Origin of the sequence: Vibrio palustris (assembly GCF_024346995.1) — a bacterium.
GTDB classification, from domain to species: domain Bacteria; phylum Pseudomonadota; class Gammaproteobacteria; order Enterobacterales; family Vibrionaceae; genus Vibrio; species Vibrio palustris.
The window spans coordinates 2,232,018-2,256,687 of record NZ_AP024887.1 but is presented as its reverse complement, the minus strand read 5'-3'; the positions used below and the strand labels follow the sequence as shown (position 1 = coordinate 2,256,687).

Below are 24,670 nucleotides of genomic sequence, written 5' to 3'. Positions count from 1 at the left end.
GCCATTCATGGCCTGATCTCTGTTCTTATTTTCTTGACCTATCGCCTACACTTAAAGACCAAATAAAAGTATATGGTAACCGTGTGGCCAGTATAAAAATTAATGTCAATCGCTTACAGCCAGGTTTGCACATTCGTCTACCAGTGAAGTGGAACGACCACCCCTTTCTTTTAAACAGCTTTAAATTGAAGTCCCAAGATCAAATCAACCTGATTAAACACTTAGGTCTACAATATGTCTTCGTTAATCCGGCGCAGAGTTCAGTTGAACCTTTACCTCCTCCAACAGAAGAAGCACAGGAGAGTAGTGATGAAGAAACAGAAGCTATTAACCAAGAAGTCGATAAGTTGTGGATAGAGAAACAAGAACGAATTGAAAAGCTCAATGCGTATCGGCGGCGTATGAAAGTTGTCGAACAAGAGTTTGAACGTTCGTTGGCAAAAATGCGTGCAGTGATGAATAAGATCCGTAGCCGTCCGACTGATGCAGTTAATGAAGCCGGCTTATTGGTTAATGATATTGTCGATAACCTATTGAGTGATGAACATGTTACGTTGCATCTAATGAACAGCAATAGTGACTTTGAAGATATTTACTTCCACTCACTCAATGTTGCAGTCATTGCTATGATGATTGGTAAAATCAAAGAGTACCCTGCAGATAAAATAAAAGAACTGGCATTTGCCTGCCTATTTCACGATATGGGTAAAGTACGGATTCCGACAGCCATCTTACGTAAAACAACCCCGCTGAATGAACCCGAAACCAATTATCTTAAATTGCATACTAAATACGGATTAGAGATAGCTGACAGTATTGAGAACTTTTCTCCGGCGGCAAGGGTCGTTATAGAGCAGCATCATGAATGCAATGATGGTTCTGGGTATCCCCAAGGGTTAAAAGCAGATGAGATAGATGAATTAGCAAAGATTGTCGCGGTTGCTAATACATTTGACAATTTATGCCATCCACAAGCTACGACTGAACAAAAAATACCTTATATAGCACTTTCACATATGTTTAAGAATTGTAAGCATCTTTATGATCAAGAGAGCTTAGCTATTTTAGTTAAGTTTATGGGCGTCTACCCGCCAGGGACTGTGGTGCAGCTATCGAATGAAACCGTCGGCTTAGTGATCTCCGTTAATACACAAAATCTACTTTATCCGAATGTTCTTATCTATGATTCCTCTGTACCACGTACCCAAGCCCCCATCATTGAACTATTAAATAAAGACATAAAGATAGTGAAAGCTATTTTACCAAGTAAGTTACCAGAAAATATTCGTGAGTATCTCAACCCTAGAGCAAGAGTGTCTTATTTTATCGAAGGGAACTAGTGGTTATCCACAGGGATAAGTGGATAAGCTGTTGCAAAGTTATGGGTATAAACGTATAAATCTCACAATGATTACTTGTTGAGCTGTCGTGTGTTTTTTTATAAAAAAACATGATTTTTCTCTTGCCAACTTTCTATATCTCCCTATAATGCCCAACCACTGACACGGCAGACGCCACAAGGCTTCAGCCAAGGTCGATGAGGATAAGACATCCTAAAAAAGAAAATTGAAAAAGTGTTTGACTCTCTCAATTAAATCTTTAGAATGCACCTCCGGTTTGAAAGAAAAACTTCTTTTAAAGCAACGCTCTTTAACAATTTAAACCTATCAATCTGTGTGGGCACTCGTTGATGATAATCAATAGTTTCTTCGGAAACAAAATTGGTTTCAATGAACTGAGTGACCAATCGAGATTAACTTCGGTTAGTCTTGGCACAGTCAATTCATTATCACTCTGTTGGAGTGATAATAGCTTTAAGATTACATGTTTGCTTTTAAACAAATATTAGTTTTGAAGTCAGTATTCATTGAGCCGAAAAAACTTTAATTGAAGAGTTTGATCATGGCTCAGATTGAACGCTGGCGGCAGGCCTAACACATGCAAGTCGAGCGGTAACATTTCTAGCTTGCTAGAAGATGACGAGCGGCGGACGGGTGAGTAATGCCTGGGAAATTGCCTTGATGTGGGGGATAACCATTGGAAACGATGGCTAATACCGCATAACGCCTTCGGGCCAAAGAGGGGGACCTTCGGGCCTCTCGCGTCAAGATATGCCCAGGTGAGATTAGCTTGTTGGTGAGGTAAGAGCTCACCAAGGCGACGATCTCTAGCTGGTCTGAGAGGATGATCAGCCACATTGGGACTGAGACACGGCCCAAACTCCTACGGGAGGCAGCAGTGGGGAATATTGCACAATGGGCGCAAGCCTGATGCAGCCATGCCGCGTGTATGAAGAAGGCCTTCGGGTTGTAAAGTACTTTCAGCAGTGAGGAAGGGGTAACGTTGAATAGACGTTATTCTTGACGTTAGCTGCAGAAGAAGCACCGGCTAACTCCGTGCCAGCAGCCGCGGTAATACGGAGGGTGCGAGCGTTAATCGGAATTACTGGGCGTAAAGCGCATGCAGGTGGTCTGTTAAGTCAGATGTGAAAGCCCGAGGCTTAACCTCGGAATTGCATTTGAAACTGGCAGGCTAGAGTACTGTAGAGGGGGGTAGAATTTCAGGTGTAGCGGTGAAATGCGTAGAGATCTGAAGGAATACCAGTGGCGAAGGCGGCCCCCTGGACAGATACTGACACTCAGATGCGAAAGCGTGGGGAGCAAACAGGATTAGATACCCTGGTAGTCCACGCCGTAAACGATGTCTACTTGAAGGTTGTGGCCTTGAGCCGTGGCTTTCGGAGCTAACGCGTTAAGTAGACCGCCTGGGGAGTACGGTCGCAAGATTAAAACTCAAATGAATTGACGGGGGCCCGCACAAGCGGTGGAGCATGTGGTTTAATTCGATGCAACGCGAAGAACCTTACCTACTCTTGACATCCAGAGAACTTTCCAGAGATGGATTGGTGCCTTCGGGAACTCTGAGACAGGTGCTGCATGGCTGTCGTCAGCTCGTGTTGTGAAATGTTGGGTTAAGTCCCGTAACGAGCGCAACCCTTATCCTTGATTGCCAGCACGTAATGGTGGGAACTTCAGGGAGACTGCCGGTGATAAACCGGAGGAAGGTGGGGACGACGTCAAGTCATCATGGCCCTTACGAGTAGGGCTACACACGTGCTACAATGGCGCATACAGAGGGTTGCCAACTTGCGAAAGTGAGCGAATCCCAAAAAGTGCGTCGTAGTCCGGATTGGAGTCTGCAACTCGACTCCATGAAGTCGGAATCGCTAGTAATCGTGAATCAGAATGTCACGGTGAATACGTTCCCGGGCCTTGTACACACCGCCCGTCACACCATGGGAGTGGGCTGCAAAAGAAGCAGGTAGTTTAACCTTCGGGGGGACGCTTGCCACTTTGTGGTTCATGACTGGGGTGAAGTCGTAACAAGGTAGCGCTAGGGGAACCTGGCGCTGGATCACCTCCTTAATACGAATGATTATTGCGATGAGTGTTCACACAGATTGATATGGTTTAGAAAGTTAAGAGCACCTTAGTGGGTCTGTAGCTCAGCTGGTTAGAGCGCTCGCCTGATAAGCGGGAGGTCGGTGGTTCAAGTCCACTCAGACCCACCAATTTCTGCTTCATGCGTTTGTTTGAAAATGAAATTGACCAAGATGGGGCTATAGCTCAGCTGGGAGAGCGCCTGCCTTGCACGCAGGAGGTCTGCGGTTCGATCCCGCATAGCTCCACCATCTTTAAGCACATTGGTGTGCAGTGTTCTTAAAAATGGTGTCTTTGTAAAAAGATACACATTGCTCTTTAACAATTTGGAAAGCTGACAAAATACTCTTTTAGAAGAGTATTTGTAAAAGTTCTCAATGTTTGTTGTATCAATTGATATGAACAAACACCAAACACATTCAAGTGTTCTTGGAAAATCATGCTCTTTTAATAGAGTGTGTATTCAAAATTGAGTCCGGCAATATCGAGTCTGCAACATGTCCTTTTTGTCTTCACTTTTCAAAGTGAAAGCAAAGAGTTATGCAGACAAACCTTGGTGACTTTGTTCATCAATCCAAAACTTTTTTGGGTTGTATGGTTAAGTGACTAAGCGTACACGGTGGATGCCTTGGCAGTCAGAGGCGATGAAGGACGTATTAACTTGCGATAAGCGTAGATGAGGCAGTAAAAGCCACTTGAGTCTACGATTTCCGAATGGGGAAACCCAACTGCATAAGCAGTTATCGTTGCGTGAATACATAGCGTAACGAGGCGAACCGGGAGAACTGAAACATCTAAGTACCCCGAGGAAAAGAAATCAACCGAGATTCTGGAAGTAGCGGCGAGCGAAACCGGATTAGCCCTTAAGCTTTTTATGCGTCAGGTGAAGTGTCTGGAAAGGCACGCGATACAGGGTGATAGCCCCGTAACCGGCAACGTATTTAAGGTGAAATCGAGTAAGGCGGGACACGTGATATCCTGTCTGAATATGGGGGGACCATCCTCCAAGGCTAAATACTCCTGACTGACCGATAGTGAACCAGTACCGTGAGGGAAAGGCGAAAAGAACCCCTGTGAGGGGAGTGAAATAGAACCTGAAACCGTGTACGTACAAGCAGTAGGAGCCTCCTTTGTGGGGTGACTGCGTACCTTTTGTATAATGGGTCAGCGACTTATATTCAGTGGCAAGGTTAACCGTTTAGGGGAGCCGTAGCGAAAGCGAGTCTTAACTGGGCGCACAGTCTCTGGATATAGACCCGAAACCGAGTGATCTAGCCATGGGCAGGTTGAAGATTGAGTAACATCAATTGGAGGACCGAACCGACTAATGTTGAAAAATTAGCGGATGACTTGTGGCTAGGGGTGAAAGGCCAATCAAACTCGGAGATAGCTGGTTCTCCCCGAAAGCTATTTAGGTAGCGCCTCGGACGAATACTACTGGGGGTAGAGCACTGTTAAGACTAGGGGGTCATCCCGACTTACCAACTCTTTGCAAACTCCGAATACCAGTAAGTACTATCCGGGAGACACACGGCGGGTGCTAACGTCCGTCGTGGAGAGGGAAACAACCCAGACCGCCAGCTAAGGTCCCAAATTATTACTAAGTGGGAAACGATGTGGGAAGGCTCAGACAGCTAGGATGTTGGCTTAGAAGCAGCCATCATTTAAAGAAAGCGTAATAGCTCACTAGTCGAGTCGGCCTGCGCGGAAGATGTAACGGGGCTAAGTAATAAACCGAAGCTGCGGCAATATTCCTTTTGGAATGTTGGGTAGGGGAGCGTTCTGTAAGCCGTTGAAGGTGGATTGAGAAGTCTGCTGGAGGTATCAGAAGTGCGAATGCTGACATGAGTAACGATAATGGGGGTGAAAAACCCCCACGCCGGAAGACCAAGGGTTCCTGTCCAACGTTAATCGGGGCAGGGTAAGTCGACCCCTAAGGCGAGGCTGAAAAGCGTAGTCGATGGGAAACGGGTTAATATTCCCGTACTTCTTACAATTGCGATGGGGGGACGGAGAAGGCTAGGTGGGCCTGGCGATGGTTGTCCAGGTTCAAGTGCGTAGGCTGAGTATTTAGGTAAATCCGGATACTCATTAGGTCGAGACACGACGTCGAGCACCCAAGGGTGTGAAGTCATTGATGCCATGCTTCCAGGAAAAGCCTCTAAGCTTCAGATTGTAAGGAATCGTACCCCAAACCGACACAGGTGGTCGGGTAGAGAATACCAAGGCGCTTGAGAGAACTCGGGTGAAGGAACTAGGCAAAATGGTACCGTAACTTCGGGAGAAGGTACGCTCTATATAGGTGAAAAGACTTGCTCTTGGAGCCGAAAAGAGTCGCAGATACCAGGTGGCTGCAACTGTTTATTAAAAACACAGCACTGTGCAAAATCGTAAGATGACGTATACGGTGTGACGCCTGCCCGGTGCCGGAAGGTTAATTGATGGGGTTAGACTTCGGTCGACGCTCTTGATCGAAGCCCCGGTAAACGGCGGCCGTAACTATAACGGTCCTAAGGTAGCGAAATTCCTTGTCGGGTAAGTTCCGACCTGCACGAATGGCGTAATGATGGCCACGCTGTCTCCACCCGAGACTCAGTGAAATTGAAATCGCTGTGAAGATGCAGTGTACCCGCGGCTAGACGGAAAGACCCCGTGAACCTTTACTACAGCTTGGCACTGAACATTGAACCTACATGTGTAGGATAGGTGGGAGGCTTTGATATGCAGACGCTAGTTTGCATGGAGCCGTCCTTGAAATACCACCCTTGTAGTTTTGATGTTCTAACTTGGTTCCCTTATCGGGAATGAGGACAGTGCCTGGTGGGTAGTTTGACTGGGGCGGTCTCCTCCCAAAGAGTAACGGAGGAGCACGAAGGTGGGCTAATCACGGTTGGACATCGTGAGGTTAGTGCAATGGCATAAGCCCGCTTAACTGCGAGAATGACAATTCGAGCAGGTGCGAAAGCAGGTCATAGTGATCCGGTGGTTCTGAATGGAAGGGCCATCGCTCAACGGATAAAAGGTACTCCGGGGATAACAGGCTGATACCGCCCAAGAGTTCATATCGACGGCGGTGTTTGGCACCTCGATGTCGGCTCATCACATCCTGGGGCTGAAGTCGGTCCCAAGGGTATGGCTGTTCGCCATTTAAAGTGGTACGCGAGCTGGGTTTAGAACGTCGTGAGACAGTTCGGTCCCTATCTGCCGTGGGCGTTGGAGAATTGAAAGGGGCTGCTCCTAGTACGAGAGGACCGGAGTGGACGAACCTCTGGTGTTCGGGTTGTGTCGCCAGACGCATTGCCCGGTAGCTAAGTTCGGGATCGATAACCGCTGAAAGCATCTAAGCGGGAAGCGAGCCTTGAGATGAGTTCTCCCTGGCGCTTTAAGCGTCCTAAAGGGTTGTTCGAGACTAGAACGTTGATAGGCAGGGTGTGTAAGCGTTGTGAGGCGTTGAGCTAACCTGTACTAATCGCCCGTGAGGCTTAACCATACAACACCAAAAAGGTTTTGTAACGGACTCAATATGAGTACTTGAGTGTGTGAGAACGGCTTTTATAGCCACAAAAACAGCTTTCCAGATTATTGTTATGGCCCTTTGGGCGATAACAGAAAGAATTTGCTTGGCGACCATAGCATTTTGGACCCACCTGATCCCATGCCGAACTCAGAAGTGAAACGAAATAGCGCCGATGGTAGTGTGGGGTTTCCCCATGTGAGAGTAGGTCATCGCCAGGCTTTAATTTTTGAAAGAGCCCGTGTCAAGCACGGGCTTTTTTAATAAAATTATGCTGATATAGCTCAGCCCGGTAGAGCGCATCCTTGGTAAGGATGAGGTCCCCAGTTCGAGTCTGGGTATCAGCACCATGAATACAATTTGCTAGGCTCTGTAGCGTAGTAATAAAGAATTTGCTTGGCGACCATAGCATTTTGGACCCACCTGATCCCATGCCGAACTCAGAAGTGAAACGAAATAGCGCCGATGGTAGTGTGGGGTTTCCCCATGTGAGAGTAGGTCATCGCCAGGCTTGATTTCGAAACCCCAGCTTTTTAGCTGGGGTTTTTCCGTTTATCGGTATATAAAATCTTAAGTATCGACGGTTCGCCTTATAGATACTCTTTTAGATAAGTGTGCATTCACCACGTGTTTTCTTTAGACACAAAAAAAAGCTGCGCAAGGCGCAGCTTTTGGATTCGTTTTTTAATTAGGTGAATTACTGCAAAAATGCAGGGATATTAGCTTCAAATGTCGTAATATCGTCAGCATGTTGCAAGGTTAGTCCGATATTATCTAGGCCATTAAGTAAGCAGTGGCGACGGAACTCATCAATTATAAATGAGTAGACTTTCCCATTGGCATTAACTGTCATCGTTTCAAGATTAACCGTAACCTCAGCACCTTGTGTATTGGTAACGTACGTGAAAATTTCATCAACTTCGTTATCAGTCAGCTTTACAGGTACCATCTGATTATTAATCGCATTGCCATAAAAAATATCAGCAAAACTTGGTGCGATAATCACTTGAATGCCATAGTCAGCCAAAGCCCAAGGGGCGTGTTCTCGTGACGACCCGCAGCCAAAGTTTTCGCGGGCAAGTAAAATACTCGCACCTTGATAACGTGCTTCGTTGAGGACAAAGTCTGGGTTAGGTTGTTGGCCTGCATCATCTAAAAAGCGCCAATCGTGAAATAGGTGCTTGCCAAATCCAGTCCGTGTCACTTTCTGCAAAAATTGTTTTGGAATAATAGCATCAGTATCGACGTTCGCTGCATCTAGAGGAACGACTAACCCTGTGTGTTGTTTAAATCCTGACATGTTAGAAATCCTTATTAGTTAACGTCACGAATGTCGACAAAATGACCCGCAATAGCCGCCGCTGCAGCCATAGCAGGACTGACTAAGTGCGTTCTTCCTGCTCGGCCTTGGCGACCTTCAAAGTTACGGTTAGATGTCGAGGCACAACGCTCCTGAGGGCCTAAACGGTCATTATTCATCGCTAGACACATTGAGCAGCCTGGTAAACGCCATTCAAAACCAGCTTCTAAAAAGATTTTATCTAACCCTTCTTGCTCTGCTTGCGCTTTGACTTGCTCTGAGCCCGGAACAATCAATGCTTGAACATGTTCCGCAACTTGCTTACCTTTAGCAACCGCCGCTGCAGCGCGAATATCTTCAATACGTGAGTTTGTACAAGATCCGACAAAAACTTTATCGATAGGGTAGTGAGAGAGCTTAGTTCCGCCTCTTAGTCCCATATACGCCAATGCTTTTTCTGCCGACGCCTTTTCAACGGGATCGGCGAAGTCTTCTGGTGACGGTATAATTCCATCAACGGACATCACTTGTCCCGGGTTAGTCCCCCAAGTGACTTGGGGACGAATGTCGGCAGCATTCAATGTTACGACGTGATCAAATTCAGCGCCTTCGTCGGTTTTTAGTGTTTTCCAGTACTCGACTGCCGAATCCCAGTTTTCACCTGTTGGGGCATAACGACGATCTTTAATGTAATCAAAGGTCGTTTCGTCAGGCGCAATCAGACCAGCCTTAGCACCAAGCTCGATGGCCATATTACAAACGGTCATGCGGCCTTCCATTGATAAATCACGGATGGCTTCACCACAGAATTCAACCACATAGCCAGTACCACCTGCTGCGGTGGTTTTGCCAATGATGGCTAGCACGATATCTTTGGCGGTAATGCCCTTTGAAACTTTGCCTTTTACTTCAATTTTCATTGTCTTAGCACGAGCTTGTTTCAATGTTTGCGTGGCTAGGACATGCTCGACTTCAGAGGTGCCGATACCGAAAGCAAGTGAGCCAAATGCACCATGTGTTGCGGTATGAGAATCACCACACACAATCGTCATCCCTGGTAGAGTAATACCCAGCTCAGGTCCCATAACATGCACAATACCTTGATATTTATGATTAATATCAAACAGAGTGACACCAAACTCTTCGCAGTTTTTTGACAGAGTTTCCATCTGGATACGTGCCATCTCACCAGAGGCATTGATATCTTTAGTTGTGGTGGATACGTTGTGATCCATGGTAGCAAAGGTTTTACTTACCTGACGTACTGGGCGTCCTTTTTCACGTAACCCATCAAACGCTTGTGGTGAAGTAACTTCATGAACTAGATGGCGATCGATGTATAAAATTGGATTTTCACCCGCTGCTTCGACGGCGACATGGGCATCGTAAATTTTTTCGTATAATGTTTTTGCTTGTGACATTGCTTTATTCCTTTAACTCGCACAGTAGGGGCAGCTCAGCCCCTACCTATTATTCGTGAGAAATATAATTTGCGATGATATCGCCCATCTCACTGGTAGACAGTGCTGGTTTCTCGCCCGCTAGATCGCCAGTAAGTTGACCGGCTGCAAGCGCTTTGCCTACTGCAGCTTCAATATCTTGCGCCGCTTGCTCTTCACCTAGGCTGTAACGCAGCATTAGGGCGGCAGAGAGAATTTGGGCGACAGGGTTTGCAATGTTTTTACCGGCAATATCTGGGGCACTACCACCGGCTGGTTCGAATAAACCAAATTTACTTTCATTGATGCTAGCCGATGGCAGCATTCCCATTGAGCCTGTTATCATTGCGCACTCATCCGATAAAATATCCCCGAACAAGTTCGAACACAGTACAACGTCAAATTGCGATGGGTCTTTGATTAGCTGCATAGTGGCATTATCGATGTACATATGTGTGAGTTCGACATCTGGATAGTCTTTGGCAATTTGTGTGACGACTTCACGCCAAAGGATAGAGCTTTGCAATACGTTGGCTTTATCAATTGAGCAAACTTTTTTTGTACGTAGCTGTGCCGACTCAAAGGCAATACGTGCAATACGTTCGATTTCGTAGCGGTGGTAGACTTCAGTATCAAACGCTTTTTCGTCAGCTCCTGAGCCTTCACGACCTTTGGGTTGGCCAAAGTAAATACCACCAGTGAGCTCACGCACAACGACAATATCAAAGCCTGTTGCTGATATATCAGCACGTAAAGGAGAGAAACCTTCTAATCCTTTATGAATTTGTGCCGGGCGCAAGTTACAGAAAAGTTGAAAGTGTTTGCGCAGTGGTAATAGAGCGCCACGCTCTGGTTGATCATTCGGTGGTAAATTTGCCCATTTAGGACCGCCGACCGAGCCAAATAAAATGGCATCCGATTCTTCACACGCAGCTAAGGTGCTATCAGGAAGTGGCTGGCCATGATTATCAATGGCAATGCCGCCAATGTCGTGTTCGGTACGTGCGAACGTCAATTGGTATTTTTTCTCAATTGCGTCCAATACTTTATTGGCTTGTTGCATTACTTCTGGGCCAATGCCATCTCCCGGCAAAACGGCAATAGTATGTGTTGTGTTTGTCATGCGAATCCTATTCGTCTTAATTGTTTTTATTTTATGCTTCAGTGTGTTTGCGCTGTTTGATTTGTTCTATCTCATCAGCACGATGCAGGCTATTAATAACATGCAATAAGGCTTCACCAGCCGCTTCAACAATATCTGTTGAGACACCGGTGCCGTGATATTTACGCCCTTTATAGTTGGCAATAATATCGGCTTGGCCTAATCCGTCTTCACCTTCACCTTTAGCGGTTAAATCGAATTTATCCAGCGTAATGTCGTAGCCTGTGACACGGTAGATACATTGGTATAGGGCATCTACAGGACCATTTCCGACAGCTGCTTCACATTTCTCTTCATCGCCGCACTGTAGTTTAATACTTGTTGTCGACATTACACTACCAGATTGCACACTCAAATAGTTCAATTTAAAGAAATCATCTTCATCTCGTAGGTTGGAGAAATACATTAGTGATTCAAGATCATAATCGAAGACTTGGCCTTTCTTATCGGCTAATTTTAAGAAGTTTTCATACAATACGTCTAGGTTATAGTCACCGTCTTTATAGCCTAATGTATCCATATGGCTTTTGACCGCTGCTCGACCACTGCGGCTTGTTAGGTTTAAGCCTTGGTTTTTTAAACCAATAGATTCGGGGGTCATGATCTCATACGTATTTTTGTTTTTTAGCATGCCATCTTGGTGTATGCCTGACGAGTGGCTAAAGGCGTTAGCGCCGACAATCGCTTTATTACTTTGAATCGGCATGTTACACAACTGGCTAACCAGTTTACTGGTACGACTGATTTCCTTGGAATTGATATTGGTGGACGCAGAGAAAAAATCACCGCGCGTTTGCAGAATCATTGCAACTTCTTCTAATGCAGTGTTACCTGCTCGTTCACCTAGGCCGTTAATTGTGCCTTCTACTTGACGTGCACCCGCTTGAACAGCAGCAATCGAGTTTGCCACGGACAAACCTAAATCGTCATGGCAGTGCACAGAGATGACGGCTTGATCAATATTCGGAACTCGGTTAAACAATTGCTCAATAATATGGCCAAACTCACTTGGAATGGTGTAGCCCACAGTATCTGGAATGTTGATGGTTTTTGCACCCGCGCTAATCGCTGATTCAACAATACGGCATAAATTATCAATCGGAGTACGGCCAGCATCTTCACACGAAAATTCGACATCATCCGTGTATTTACGCGCATGTTTGATGGATTTCATTGCCATATCTAGGACATCATCAAACGTGCGGCGTAACTTATCTTGTACGTGAATCGTCGATGTTGATAGGAAGGTATGGATACGGAATTCATCCGCGACTTTCAGTGCTTCTGCAGCAGCATCAATGTCTTTCTCAACGGCACGAGCGAGGGCACAGATACGACTACCTTTGATATTTTCAGCAATGGTTTTTACTGAATTGAAATCACCTGGTGATGACACCGGAAAGCCTGCTTCAATGACATCAATCCCTAAACGCTCTAGAGCAAACGCAATTTGCAATTTCTCTTTGACGGTTAAGCTGGCTGATAGTGCCTGTTCACCATCACGTAGCGTTGTATCAAATAATATGACCTGGTCGTTCATGTTCGCATCCTCGTTGAGATTGTCGTGTGCTTCCTGAATTTAGCTATAAAAAAACCCGCCTATTCAGCGGGTTTTTGTAATTCTGTTTAGTGGCGTCTTTCGCCCACAGCCTACCCGCGCGATGATTTCACGATAAGGAGGAGGTTGAGGAGCTGAGAAAAACGAATTGTCATAGTGATCAATATTCCACAAAATTTATTTACTAGATTAGTACCGCACTCTGTATGTAACGTCAACCCTAAAGACGTTTTTTGTCCAAATATTTATTCATAATGAGATCATTTCCTTGCAAAACAAGGTAACGTAAACATCGTCTAAATTGATGAATAGATGAACATAATTACTATGAATGCGACGAAAAACACAAAAGAATAGGGCATATACCGAGATCAAGCTTCATCACATCTACAAGAAAAGATCACGGGGCTGTCATATCCATTCACTAACGTTAGTTAAGTACCGTCACTATTGACGATGTTAGGGAAGGAGTAAAACGCTTATGAGAGTGGTTCAACCTATCGTAAAACTTGATTTGATACTGTCATCATTTTGTTTACAGCATCGTTATAGTCATTCCATTGCTCGCGTCAGTCGAGCGGTATCGCATACCGGTGACGGACACTTGTACGTGATGTTTGCCATACTCGCTTGGATGCTCGATACCTCCGATGGTCACGCCTTTGTGATGGTCGGTTTACTGGCATTCACGATAGAGCTGCCGTTGTATTGGGTATTGAAAAATAGTTTCCAGCGTCGTCGCCCACAAGAGTTCTCGCCACCTCTTCCTGCTTTTATTACTCCTTCGGATCGCTATAGTTTACCGTCGGGGCATACTGCTGCGGCATTTTTAATGGCGACAATTATTGGCCATTTCTATCCGGACTTATCGCTCGTCATGTTGACATGGGCACTGACGATTGGTGGCTCACGAATTTTCTTAGGAGTACATTTTTTAAGTGATGTAGTGATTGGAGCTCTGCTTGGCAATACCTGTGCGCTGATTGCGATTCTCCTTATGGAGAATGGAGTATGAAAATTTTGTACGGAGTGCAGGGGACGGGAAATGGTCATATAGCTCGTGCTCGTGCGATGTGCCAAGCCTTTCGTCAGCATACTGGTGTCGAGGTTGATTTCTTTTTTACAGGAAGAGATGCAGAGAAATATTTTTCCATGGAGGAATTTGGTGACTATCAAACCCGCCAAGGTATGAGTTTTTCGACCGCTCATGGCAAAGTTCGCTATGGTAAAACCGCGATTAATAATAATATGGTACGTGTCTATAAAGACATTCAAGAGCTCGATTTATCCTCTTATGATGTTGTTTTGAATGATTTTGAACCGATCTCGGCTTGGGCGGCAAAAAAACAAGGGGTTCCCTCGATTAGTATCAGCCATCAAAATGCTTTTCGTTATGATGTTCCTCTCAAAGGGGCAAGCTGGTTAGATAAGGTGATCATGAATCATTTTGCCCCTTCGGACTATTATATCGGGTTACATTGGTATCATTTTGATCAACCTATTTTACCTCCCATCGTGCATACCACTCACTCTCCACCATGCCTTAAGAATTTCTTTCTTATCTACCTACCTTTTGAACTATTGTTGGATACCATCAATTTAGTCGAGCGTTTCTCCTATCATCAGTTTATTTGTTATCACCCAGATATTACCGAGATAGAGCAGCATAAGAACTTACAATTGAGGCCATTATGTCGTGATAGTTTTCAAGAGCATTTACGAACTTGTGCTGGGGTCATTGCTAATGGCGGATTTGAGTTACCTTCAGAAGCGTTGTCTTTAGGCAAAAAAATGCTGTTAAAGCCTCTAAATGGTCAATTTGAACAACAGAGTAATGTGGCGACTTTAGAGCAGCTCGGTTTGGCATCGGGCATGGAGTATTTAGACCCTAGTGCAGTGCGACAATGGATTGATGAGGCGCCAGGAGAAAAAGTGATTTATCCCGATGTGGCATTCGCTATTTCTGCTTGGGTTGTTGCAGGTCACTGGGAAGATCAACGCTCATTATTCGACACATTATGGTCTCAGGTCAGCTACCCTTCACGCACTGAACTTCACAGTGAATCTATATTGTATCCATAAATGTGGACTCTTTTCTCGCTGAGATAATCCAATTCAAAATAGAATATATTGTTTAGATGAATACGGCTTTGGTCTATCAGGTGACTGTTAGCACACACCATAGTCGTAATAGTTTGATTGAAATCACAATTTATATTTTTTTACAATTTACTAAAGTGTTGTTTTTATATGGTATTTTCTCGTGTTGTTATAAAATAACATGAGTTTTTATCAATCGTCTTGCCATTCGTATATGAATTAGTTGATAGTAAGTTCCGAAGTTAACTCATCCAATACATAAATAATACTAACCCGGGTTATCTATTCGTATTTTACGTTCGGATATTCTATCCATCGTCCCAAGTTGATTGACGTTCCCGAAAGAGGCATAGCCCAGTTATGTTAGAAAAAGTAGACAATCAGGAAGCGATGAACACCATCGCAAGTTATCGAATGGAAAGCACGCTACGAGGTGTGGATTTAAATTTACTTACTGTCTTTGATGCCGTAATGCAGGAACAGAATATTACGAGAGCGGCACAGAATTTAAATATGTCTCAACCGGCTGTGAGTAATGCTGTGTCGCGCTTAAAAGTCATGTTTAATGACGAATTATTTATGCGCCAGGGGCGAGGTATTCAGCCGACGCAGCGAGCTCGCCAGTTATTCGGGCCAATCCGTCAGGCGTTGCAATTAATTCGTAATGAATTACCGAGCTCTGTTTTTGCTCCTGAAACGTCAACCCGCTTATTTAAACTCGCTATTTGCAGTCCATGCGATATTCGCTTTGCACCAAAAATCATGTCGTCATTACAGAAGCAAGCCCCGCACGTGCAGTTGCACTTAGATGCTGAGTTTGATCGCAATGTTGCCGAACGTATGCGTTATCAAGAAGTGGATTTTGTCATTGATTACGCTCGTTTTGATGAACAGGGCTTTTCCAGTACCGAGATTTTCCGTGATGAATTAGTCGTTGTGGCTTCTAAGCATCACCCAAGAGTGAACGGCAGCATTACGCGCGATGATCTTTTTATTGAAAAGCACGCTAAGCTGTCGAAAGTCCATGGCCAGCATAGCTTCTCCGAGCAGGCATATCGCTCATTAGATTGCCGCGCAAGTTATGAAGGCACCAGTTTGAGCAATGTTTTATATGTTGTTAGTCAATCTGAATTAGTCACTATTGCCCCGCGCTGGATGGTCGAAAACTCGGCTAATAAAGAGCAGTTACAAGTCGTGCGCTGTCCTTTTGAGAATGTCAGTATTAGTGGGTATCTAAGCTGGCATGAGTCTAGTGAAAAAGACAAAGGACACATCTGGTTACGAGATCAATTAATGTTGGTCTGTGGAGATATTGTCGCGAACGATTAATTATACGATAATATATCTAGCCCCAAGTATTCTATGAATACTTGGGGCTTTTGTTTTTTATAGATGTACGAGCGCCGAATGGGGCATAAGTTGCCTTTTCAATCTGTCCCTGTAAACTGTGCGGCCTTATTATGCCTGTACTATAGGCTTATGGTGGAAGTGAGATGACCGAAATAGATTTTCATATAGTAAAAAAAATCCGTCAAAATGTACGCGAATGTGCAGAGCAGGGAGCAATGCAGTACAGCTCTGAGCACGTATGGCATGAGTTGTCTTGGGCTCAGATGGGAGCGCAAATCGATTCGGTTTCTTTCGCTTTAATCAGTGCGGGTATCCAAGTACAAGATAAAGTCGGCATTATGGCGTCGAACACCCCACGTTGGACCATCATTGATCTAGCCGCCATGCAGGTACGCGGGGTTGTTGTCCCCATTTATCCGACGAGCCCAGTCAGCCAAGCCGCATATATAACCAATAATGCGGATATAAAAATTATGTTCGTTAATGGGCAAGAACAACTCAACATGATGGTTGAGTTGTTTTCTAATTTGCCAATATTAGAACGAATAGTGGTTATGGGGGATGATCTCGAATTACCCGATGTTGATTACGTACAAACTTGGCAAGCCTTTATTGAAATGGGGCAGTCGTTAACCCAAGCTGCCTTAGATGAGCGTTTAGACTCTTTACAGAGAGAGGATTTATTCACCTTAATTTATACGTCAGGTACCACAGGTGAGCCTAAAGGGGTGATGCTCAATCATCATAACCTTAATGCTCAATTAGTTGGGCATGATCAGAAAGTGAATACGAGCTCTGGCGATGTCTCTTTATGTTTCTTGCCTCTATCTCATGTTTTCGAGCGAGCATGGAGTTTATATGTGCTTTATAAAGGCGCTAAAAACTGTTACTTACATGATGTGCGTGCGGTAAGAGATGCACTAGAACAAGTTGCGCCAAACGTGATGTGTGCGGTGCCACGTTTCTACGAAAAAATTTACTCGGCTATTCATGATAAAGTATCCCAATCTTCTTGGATAAAAAGACACTTATTTCGTTGGGCGGTTAGAGTCGGTAAGCAGGTCTCGTCTGCTAAGCAACAGCAGCGTAATCCTAGCGCTTGGTTAGCACTTAATTATGCATTGGCTGATCGGTTAGTACTGAAGAAGTTACGTAACTTATTGGGCGGTCGTATGCGCTTAATGCCTTGCGGAGGAGCCAAATTAGAAGCGGAAGTCGGCCGTTTTTTCCATGCGATTGGTATTAATGTAAAACTTGGTTACGGTATGACCGAAACGACCGCGACCATTTCTTGTTGGCCAGATAATACGTTTGATGCTGAGTCCATTGGCGATGTTATGCCTAATGTGGATGTTAAAATTGGCGCGGATAACGAAATCTTGGTAAAAGGTTCTATTGTGATGCAAGGCTATTACAAGCTGCCTGACGCAACCAAGCAAGCCTTTGATGAGCAGGGATACTTTAAAACAGGTGATGTTGGGCATTTAGGCGATGACGGTACTTTGTTTATTACCGATCGTTTAAAAGAGCTGATGAAAACCTCGGGTGGGAAGTATATTGCGCCGCAGAGAATTGAAGGTAAGTTGGGTCAAGACCACTTTATTGAGCAAGTCGCCGTTATTGCCGACACCCGAAAATTTGTCTCAGCCTTGATTGTTCCTTGCTATGATTCGTTAGAAAATTACGCTAAGTCTTTGAACATTCGCTATCATGACCGCTTAGATTTACTTAAACATCATAAGATCATCGAGCTGTTTGATCAGCGCTTGGAGCAGTTACAAACTGAGTTGGCAGGGTTTGAACGCGTAAAACGATTCACCTTATTACCGAAAGAGTTCTCGTTGGATTTAGGTGAGCTGACCCCAACGTTGAAGCTGCGTCGCAAAGTAATTCAGCATCACTATGCCACTGAAATTAATGCCATGTACCATTAACTACGCGTACCAAGTGATGAGAAAGCTCAAAAAAACGGGCCGCTAGCGGCCCGTTTTTTTATTGTTCAGAACAACCAAGTCGCGTAAACCGTTTTTTAAGTATTACAGGGTAATATTTAATGTTATTTTTCAATATAACTCATAACTTAAATGCTGTGTTGTATTTTCTTTGTGGTTGTTTAGTTTGATTTTTTACATATATATGGATGTTTATCTATTTTGTGCGTTGGAGCACGTTAGACCCCCTCACGTTTAATCGTTACAGTACTCTCTATTCGTGACCGTTATGACGGCACGACCATAGCCGAAAACGAACGTTTTTCATTTAGGCTAAAAATAAGCCCTAAACTATGTAAATCACCGATGGTGGCCGACCGAGTTATCTAGGTGTATAGAGGAGACAATATGGCAATGCTATCTGGCGCGGAGATGATCGTGCAATCTCTTATTGAAGAGGGAGTTGAACAGATATTTGGCTATCCAGGCGGTTCCGTTTTGGATATCTACGATGCGCTACACGAAAAAACAGAGCAAATTAAGCACGTTTTAGTGCGTCATGAACAGGCCGCAACTCACATGGCTGATGGGTATGCACGTGCGACGGGTAAAACCGGTGTGGTCTTAGTGTGCTCAGGGCCAGGGGCGACCAATACGGTAACAGGTATTGCGACAGCCTACATGGACTCGATCCCAATGATTGTGATCTCCGGTAACGTTCCTAATAACTTAATTGGTAATGATGCCTTTCAAGAGTGCGATATTGTCGGGGTTTCCCGTCCCATCGTTAAGCACAGCTTTCTAGTTAAAAAAGCGGAAGATATACCTGAAATTGTGAAAAAAGCATTTTATATCGCCTCAACGGGTCGTCCTGGTCCGGTGGTGATTGATCTTCCGAAAGACGTCATGAATCCGCAAGTTAAATTGCCGTATCAGTATCCCGAAGAAATAAAAATGCGTTCTTATAATCCCACTACCACAGGGCATAAGGGACAAATTAAAAAAGCATTGAAAGCGTTACTCGACGCGAAGAAGCCGGTTTTATATATTGGTGGTGGTGCGATTATTTCAGAAGCGGATAAACAAATCCTTAAGTTATCCGAAGCGCTAAACTTACCCGTTGTAAGTACGCTGATGGGGCTAGGCGCTTTCCCAGGAACTCATCAACACTCCCTTGGTATGTTAGGTATGCATGGAATGTATGAGGCGAATATGGCCATGCATAATGCGGATCTCATTTTTGGCATCGGAGTCAGGTTTGATGATCGTACGACGAATAATCTTGAAAAGTATTGTCCAAATGCCAAAGTGATGCATATCGATATCGATCCGTCATCGATCTCGAAGAATGTTCCCGTCGATTTACCGATTGTGGGCTCTGCCGATCAAGTGCTTGATACGATGCTTAAGTTATTAGCTGATAGCAAAGAAAGTAATGATGCATCCGCATTAGAAAGCTGGTGGCAAGAGATTCAAGTATGGCGTCAACGTGAGTGTTTGTCTTATAGCCAAGACAGTGAACGAATTAAACCTCAACAAGTGGTTGAAACACTCTATCGTTTAACAAAAGGCGATGCTTATGTGGCTTCTGATGTTGGTCAACATCAAATGTTTGCCGCCCTTTACTATCCTTTTGATAAACCAAGACGTTGGATCAACTCTGGTGGCCTGGGCACCATGGGCTTTGGCTTGCCCGCAGGCATGGGAGTGAAGTTTACTCATCCTGATGAAGAAGTAGTTGTCATTACTGGGGATGGCAGTATTCAGATGAATATTCAAGAGTTATCGACTGCACTTCAATACGATATCCCTGTTAAAATTATCAACTTAAATAACCGTTTCCTTGGTATGGTCAAACAGTGGCAAGACATTGTTTATCAAGGGCGCCACTCAAACTCCTACATGAGCTCTGTTCCGAATTTTGTCGCTATTGCTGAAGCTTATGGTCATGCAGGTATCCGTATTACGTCTCCTGATGAGCTAGAGTCTGGATTACAAAAAGCACTGGATATGAAAGATCGCTTAGTCTTTGTGGATATCAGTGTCGATGAGACGGAGCACGTTTACCCTATGCAAATTAAGGGTGAAGGTATGGATAAAATGTGGCTAAGCAAAACGGAGAGAACGTAATGAAACATATTATTTCACTACTATTAGAAAACCAACCTGGCGCTTTGTCTCGTGTCGTTGGCCTGTTTTCTCAGCGTGGCTACAATATTGAAAACCTGACGGTGTCGCCAACGGAAGATGATACTTTGTCTCGCTTAAATATTACGACTGAATCTGATGACTTACAGCTCGAACAAATACAGAAGCAGTTGCATAAGCTGATTGATGTGCTCAAGGTTCAAGATGTCAGTGAATTTGATCATATTGAGCGTGAGCTCATGTTGGTTAAGGTCCGAGCTTCTGGTGCTGTGCGTGAAGAGGTGAAAAGCATGGCCGATATTTTCCGTGGCCAGATTGTCGATGTGACACCGAGTCATTACACGGTACAAATGACAGGAGACGGTGAAAAGCTTGATGCTTTTGTAGACTCAGTGGCTAAGTTTACAGATGTGGTAGAAGTGGCGCGTAGTGGCATTGTTGGTATTGCACGCGGTGAACGCTCGCTTAAAAGCTAAATCCGATTGCTCGGATGTGGTGACACATTAAAAAAACCAGCCTACTTAGGCTGGTTTTTTTATACGCGATGACTAGAACAAAATACGTGTACGTATCGTCCCGTCGATCTGGGCGAGCTTGTCGAGAACATCTTGAGAATGCTCGGATTGTACATCAACCACAACGTAGCCCATGCTTGGCGTGGTTTGTAGGTACTGAGCTGAGATATTGATGCCTTCTTCGGCAAAAATAGTATTAATCTTATTTAGAATACCAGGGCGGTTTTCGTGGATGTGCAATAAACGTGAGCTGTTACGTTGCTCGGGTAGCGACACTTCAGGAAAGTTCACACTCGATAACGTAGAACCATTATCTGAGTATTTAGCCAGCTTGCTTGCCACTTCTAATCCAATGTTTTCTTGAGCTTCTTGTGTTGAACCACCGACATGTGGTGTTAGAAGAACATTATCAAATTTGGTAAGAGGGGATACAAACTCTTGTGCATTAGATCCAGGCTCCACAGGGAATACATCCACGGCAGCGCCAGCGAGGTGTTTACTTTCTAAAGCGTCACACAACGCAGGGATATCAACGACCGTGCCACGTGCCGCGTTGATGAAGATAGAGCCCGGTTTCATGCGAGAGAATTGCTCTGCTCCCATCATATTTTTGGTTTCATCGGTTTCGGGTACGTGCAAAGTGATGACATCACACATGTTCAATAGCTCGGTCATATTGTGCACTTGAATGGCATTGCCTAATGACAATTTATTTTCGATATCATAATAGTATACCGACATACCAAGCCCTTCAGCCAAGATGCTGAGCTGTGTACCAATATGCCCATAACCAATGATACCTAATTTTTTACCACGCGCTTCAAATGAATTGTCAGCACTTTTTTTCCAGATACCGCGGTGAGCCAACGCATTTTTCTCTGGTACGCCGCGTAATAAAAGAATGGTTTGGGCTAATACCAATTCTGCCACACTACGTGTGTTGGAGAATGGAGCGTTGAAAACAGGAATACCGCGCTCAGAGGTAGCGTCAAGATCAACTTGGTTCGTGCCAATACAAAAGCAGCCAATCGCAACGAGTTTATCAGCGGCTTCAACCACTTTACGAGTCAGGTGAGTACGAGAACGTAGGCCTACAAAATGCGCGTCTTTGATTGCTTCTAGTAATTGTTCTTCAGGAAGAGCGCCCTTGTGATACTCGATATTGGTGTATCCTGCGGCTTGTAATGCTTCAACGGCCGTTGAATGCACGCCCTCGAGGAGCAGGATTTTAATTTTGTCTTTTTCCAGTGAAACTTTAGCCATTCTTCTCGTCCTTAAATATGGTAAGGGAAAAAATTATAAATACTGTTATTTTGAGGAAATGTTGTGTTTTTATCATACGCAAACGTTTTCCTTTGGTATGTACACTCCATAAATTAACAAAAAAAACGGTGTTTGGGTAAGAAAATTACGGAATAAGACAGAAATAAAATGAGCCATAAGCATAAAAAAACGGTACCAATTGGCACCGTTTCTTATATCAAACGTCAGTATTACTTAATAATACGTGCACCCTGCGAGGAGCCAACAATCACGATATCTGCACCCCGAGCAGCAAACAACCCGTTGGTCACCACCCCAGGTAGCGCGTTCAGTTGACGCTCCAGTTCTTTAGGATTCGCAATTTTCATATTGTGAATATCAAGGATAATATTGCCATTGTCTGTAACGACCCCTTCACGATAGGCAGGATCGCCACCTAATTTTACAATCTCACGACCAATATAAGAACGTGCCATTGGGATAACTTCAACGGGCAATGGAAACTCACCTAGCATATCGACGGTTTTTGTTTCATCGATAATACATATAAATTTATCAGCAATAGCGGCGACAATTTTTTCACGGGTTAATGCTGCACCACCGCCTTTAATCATATCTTTATAAGGATTGATTTCATCGGCGCCATCGACATAAATATCAAGGTGGGAGACTTGGTTGCAATCGAATACTTCGATACCCAAAGCTTTTAACTTCTCTGTTGAAGCTTCAGAACTTGAGACAGCACCTTCAATATCATTTTTTATAGAACCAAGTGCATCGATGAAGTGATTCACTGTTGAGCCGGTGCCCACGCCGACAATACTGCCTTTTTCTACGTACTGTAAAGCGGCCCAACCAGCGGCTTTCTTCATTTCATCTTGCGTCATACCAATCTCCTGATAGCAAATAAATAGGGTGCATGAGTGTGATTATATACTGAAAGCGAAGGCTGTGACGAGGGATAAGTCGCGATGTTGGCTCTCGTAACTCTTTCTTTGGGAAAGAAAGAAACGACAGATATATTTAGCGTTGCCAGATATGAGTAGGAGTGATGATCTGTGGGAGTGGGATATCCCACGGTTCAATCGGAATGTTATCAACACGCTGGCAGTCATGGGCAAGACCGAGCGGTTTAGCGCCAACGCCAGTTGCAAACCATCGGGATAGTGTACGGTCGTAATAGCCGCCTCCCATACCTAAGCGTTGACATTGACTATCGAAAGCGACTAAAGGTGTACAAATGAGATCTAATTGCTGCGCCGGGATAATGGCTCGTTGATCGAGCTTGGGCTCAGCAATGCCAAAACAGTTGTCTACCATTGTACTTTGTGGCGTGTAATGTAAAAACAATAATTGTCCCTTTGCGAAAGGGTGCAATACGGGTAAATAAAGAGATTTACCTTGTAACCAAAGTGCTTGGATAAGTGGAGCTGTGTCTAATTCGCCATCATTGGATAAGTACAAAGCTATATGTTGGCTATCGATGAATGCTTGTGAGGTTACGCATTGTTTGACCAGTTGCTCGGCAGCGCTTTGCTGGAATTGAGGTGTTAACTTTTGACGCAGAGTACGGACGTGCGAGCGAATGTCTTGACGAGATTGTTGCATAGAGGGTACCCCAGAGTGCCGTTTAGGATTTTGACCCTTGAACCAGTAGGTTCAAGGCGGATCAGACTGTTAACCGTAGGCTTCTCGATACGAGCCGAGCTTGCTCAATAGCTACCAAGTACTAACCCTTGTTTGTTGCTTATCGGCTCAGGGACGTAAATCCTAGTCACGTACACCCCAGGGTAAATTCTTTTGTAGTACAGGTTTACGCTATCCTTGCTTAACCTTACTTAGCGCGTTTTCTAACGCTGTCGTTAGATTTTCCATGCGCTGTTGCATTTTTTCATTATCGCTTTGTTCTTGCTTTGCTTCATTTAGCTCATAGCTAATATTTAAAGCCGCAATAGTCAGTAACTTCACTTCATTTGTTACTTTAGTACGTTCAGCCATTTCTTTCAATCGATGATCGAGTTCCATAGCAGCATTAATCAATGACTCTTTCTGCCCGTCAGGACAGTTAACTCTAGTGATTTTTCCTAAAATTTCAACGTCAACCGCTTGATTACTCATGATTAATGACTCTGTTAGCGTACATCAAGATGCTATCTGTCGAATAACACCGAGAGGGAACTATAGGAAAAGCGGACCTAAGATTCAAGCCTTTAAAACGCTTAAGTCGATATTAAGGGAATAAAAACTCAGTTATTGGTCAATTTGGGCAAAAGCTAAACATAATTGCCAACATGGTCGTTTAAGCAGGATCCGTGAAGTGGTAGGATAGGATTTATTTTTTGCGAAACAGATCCGATTATGAGTGATAACAAACTGCCAGATTACGACCTCCTTACCACCGAACTTAAGCAAGCGGGGATTGCTGTCAATGCCGCCGAACTGCATGGATTGTTGACCGGCATGCTCTCTGGAGGGATCGATATCACAGAGAATGATTGGCAAGCCGTATTATTTGATTATACCAATGAGGGATTGGCGTGGCCGAGTCATCTTTTGCAACAAGCTAAAGCATTACTCACGTTTACCCATGAAGAAGTAAGCGAACTGAGTTTATCACTGAGTCTCGTTATCCCTGATTCTGACGATAGTGCCGATGTGATGGCGATAGCTGATGGTGTCGCCGATTGGGTAAATCATTTCATTTCGGGTATCGGTCTTAGCAAAGCGGAAGTCAAAAAAGGCTCAGAAACAGCTAAGGAAGCGTTGGGCGATCTTGAAGAGATCTCAAAGCTTGCCGTGGACGAAGATGACGATCTAAAAGAACAGGCTGAATTGCTGGAGCATGTTATTGAGCATACTAAAGCTTGTGCTCTCGCTTTACATGCTGAATTTGCTATTCGTGCTGAAGAGCCAGAGCAGCCAACACAACCGACATTGCATTAATTGAATT

Annotated in this window: 16 protein-coding genes, 3 tRNA genes, 4 rRNA genes and 1 other RNA gene; 15 read left to right on the top strand and 9 right to left on the bottom strand. The window is 44.4% G+C overall.

The window, feature by feature from the left end; genetic code table 11:
* The first annotated feature begins 83 nt into the window (after positions 1-83).
* The 8 genes from OCU30_RS10490 (at position 84) to rrf (OCU30_RS10455) (ending at position 7,465) form a co-directional block, all read left to right on the top strand.
* Positions 84-1,340, top strand: coding sequence for an HD-GYP domain-containing protein (locus OCU30_RS10490; RefSeq protein WP_077313937.1), 1,257 nt, complete (start codon positions 84-86; stop codon positions 1,338-1,340).
* 544 nt (positions 1,341-1,884) lie between these two features.
* Positions 1,885-3,425 (top strand): 16S ribosomal RNA (locus OCU30_RS10485).
* Between the two features lie 69 nt (positions 3,426-3,494).
* Positions 3,495-3,571: transfer RNA gene (locus tag OCU30_RS10480), tRNA-Ile, on the top strand.
* Positions 3,572-3,615: 44 nt separating this feature from the next.
* A tRNA-Ala gene (locus OCU30_RS10475) sits at positions 3,616-3,691 on the top strand.
* A 345-nt stretch (positions 3,692-4,036) separates the two neighbouring features.
* Positions 4,037-6,930: ribosomal RNA gene (locus tag OCU30_RS10470) — 23S ribosomal RNA — on the top strand.
* Between the two features lie 129 nt (positions 6,931-7,059).
* Positions 7,060-7,175, top strand: a 5S ribosomal RNA gene (rrf, locus tag OCU30_RS10465).
* Between the two features lie 52 nt (positions 7,176-7,227).
* Positions 7,228-7,304, top strand: a tRNA-Thr gene (locus OCU30_RS10460).
* Between the two features lie 45 nt (positions 7,305-7,349).
* Positions 7,350-7,465, top strand: a 5S ribosomal RNA gene (gene rrf, locus OCU30_RS10455).
* Together the 16S, 23S and 5S rRNA genes with 3 tRNA genes alongside form the textbook arrangement of a ribosomal RNA operon.
* 186 nt (positions 7,466-7,651) lie before the next feature.
* Here the strand turns inward: rrf (OCU30_RS10455) and leuD are convergent.
* From leuD to leuA, 4 genes are read right to left on the bottom strand one after another with little or no spacing between them, the layout of a single operon-like run.
* Positions 7,652-8,254 (bottom strand): 3-isopropylmalate dehydratase small subunit, encoded by a 603-nt coding sequence (gene leuD, locus OCU30_RS10450; protein ID WP_077315658.1) that lies wholly within the window; start codon positions 8,252-8,254, stop codon positions 7,652-7,654.
* A gap of 14 nt (positions 8,255-8,268) precedes the next feature.
* On the bottom strand, positions 8,269-9,675 hold the full coding sequence (leuC, locus tag OCU30_RS10445; RefSeq protein ID WP_077315657.1) for a 3-isopropylmalate dehydratase large subunit: 1,407 nt from the start codon (positions 9,673-9,675) through the stop codon (positions 8,269-8,271).
* A gap of 49 nt (positions 9,676-9,724) precedes the next feature.
* Positions 9,725-10,816, bottom strand: a complete 1,092-nt coding sequence (gene leuB / locus OCU30_RS10440) for a 3-isopropylmalate dehydrogenase (protein ID WP_077315656.1) — start codon at positions 10,814-10,816, stop codon at positions 9,725-9,727.
* A 31-nt stretch (positions 10,817-10,847) separates the two neighbouring features.
* Positions 10,848-12,395 carry a 2-isopropylmalate synthase gene (gene leuA / locus OCU30_RS10435; protein ID WP_077315655.1) on the bottom strand — a complete coding sequence of 516 codons (1,548 nt, stop codon included), beginning with the start codon at positions 12,393-12,395 and terminating at the stop codon, positions 10,848-10,850.
* A gap of 499 nt (positions 12,396-12,894) precedes the next feature.
* On the opposite strand from leuA, the gene OCU30_RS10430 reads away from it, so the two are divergent.
* The 6 genes from OCU30_RS10430 to ilvN all read left to right on the top strand — a co-directional run bounded on the left by OCU30_RS10430 (position 12,895) and on the right by ilvN (position 20,418).
* Positions 12,895-13,428 carry a phosphatase PAP2 family protein gene (locus tag OCU30_RS10430; RefSeq protein WP_077315654.1) on the top strand — a complete coding sequence of 178 codons (534 nt, stop codon included), beginning with the start codon at positions 12,895-12,897 and terminating at the stop codon, positions 13,426-13,428.
* The gene (locus tag OCU30_RS10425; RefSeq protein ID WP_077315653.1) at positions 13,425-14,495 is read left to right on the top strand and encodes an MJ1255/VC2487 family glycosyltransferase; all 1,071 of its coding nucleotides are present in this window, start codon (positions 13,425-13,427) and stop codon (positions 14,493-14,495) included. The genes OCU30_RS10430 and OCU30_RS10425 overlap by 4 nt, the downstream gene beginning before the upstream one ends.
* A gap of 378 nt (positions 14,496-14,873) precedes the next feature.
* Positions 14,874-15,842 carry a transcriptional regulator LeuO gene (gene leuO / locus OCU30_RS10420; RefSeq protein WP_077315652.1) on the top strand — a complete coding sequence of 323 codons (969 nt, stop codon included), beginning with the start codon at positions 14,874-14,876 and terminating at the stop codon, positions 15,840-15,842.
* A gap of 164 nt (positions 15,843-16,006) precedes the next feature.
* Positions 16,007-17,797, top strand: coding sequence for an AMP-dependent synthetase/ligase (locus OCU30_RS10415; RefSeq protein WP_077315651.1), 1,791 nt, complete (start codon positions 16,007-16,009; stop codon positions 17,795-17,797).
* Positions 17,798-18,202: 405 nt separating this feature from the next.
* Positions 18,203-19,924 (top strand): acetolactate synthase 3 large subunit, encoded by a 1,722-nt coding sequence (locus OCU30_RS10410; RefSeq protein WP_077315650.1) that lies wholly within the window; start codon positions 18,203-18,205, stop codon positions 19,922-19,924.
* Positions 19,924-20,418 carry an acetolactate synthase small subunit gene (ilvN, locus tag OCU30_RS10405; RefSeq protein ID WP_077315649.1) on the top strand — a complete coding sequence of 165 codons (495 nt, stop codon included), beginning with the start codon at positions 19,924-19,926 and terminating at the stop codon, positions 20,416-20,418. The genes OCU30_RS10410 and ilvN overlap by 1 nt, the downstream gene beginning before the upstream one ends.
* A 72-nt stretch (positions 20,419-20,490) precedes the next feature.
* Here ilvN and serA read toward each other — a convergent pair whose 3' ends face one another.
* The 5 genes from serA to OCU30_RS10380 all read right to left on the bottom strand — a co-directional run bounded on the left by serA (position 20,491) and on the right by OCU30_RS10380 (position 23,838).
* Positions 20,491-21,720 carry a phosphoglycerate dehydrogenase gene (serA, locus tag OCU30_RS10400; protein WP_077315648.1) on the bottom strand — a complete coding sequence of 410 codons (1,230 nt, stop codon included), beginning with the start codon at positions 21,718-21,720 and terminating at the stop codon, positions 20,491-20,493.
* Positions 21,721-21,950: 230 nt separating this feature from the next.
* On the bottom strand, positions 21,951-22,607 hold the full coding sequence (rpiA, locus tag OCU30_RS10395) for a ribose-5-phosphate isomerase RpiA (protein ID WP_077315647.1): 657 nt from the start codon (positions 22,605-22,607) through the stop codon (positions 21,951-21,953).
* Between the two features lie 136 nt (positions 22,608-22,743).
* Positions 22,744-23,328: a 5-formyltetrahydrofolate cyclo-ligase gene (locus tag OCU30_RS10390; protein ID WP_077315646.1), complete on the bottom strand. Its 585-nt coding sequence runs from the start codon at positions 23,326-23,328 to the stop codon at positions 22,744-22,746.
* A 3-nt stretch (positions 23,329-23,331) separates the two neighbouring features.
* Positions 23,332-23,515: non-coding RNA, 6S RNA (ssrS, locus tag OCU30_RS10385), on the bottom strand.
* Positions 23,516-23,538: 23 nt separating this feature from the next.
* The gene (locus tag OCU30_RS10380) at positions 23,539-23,838 is read right to left on the bottom strand and encodes a cell division protein ZapA (protein WP_077315645.1); all 300 of its coding nucleotides are present in this window, start codon (positions 23,836-23,838) and stop codon (positions 23,539-23,541) included.
* A gap of 240 nt (positions 23,839-24,078) precedes the next feature.
* Between OCU30_RS10380 and OCU30_RS10375 the strand changes: the two genes are divergently transcribed.
* Positions 24,079-24,663: a YecA/YgfB family protein gene (locus OCU30_RS10375; protein WP_077315644.1), complete on the top strand. Its 585-nt coding sequence runs from the start codon at positions 24,079-24,081 to the stop codon at positions 24,661-24,663.
* Positions 24,664-24,670: the final 7 nt, after the last annotated feature.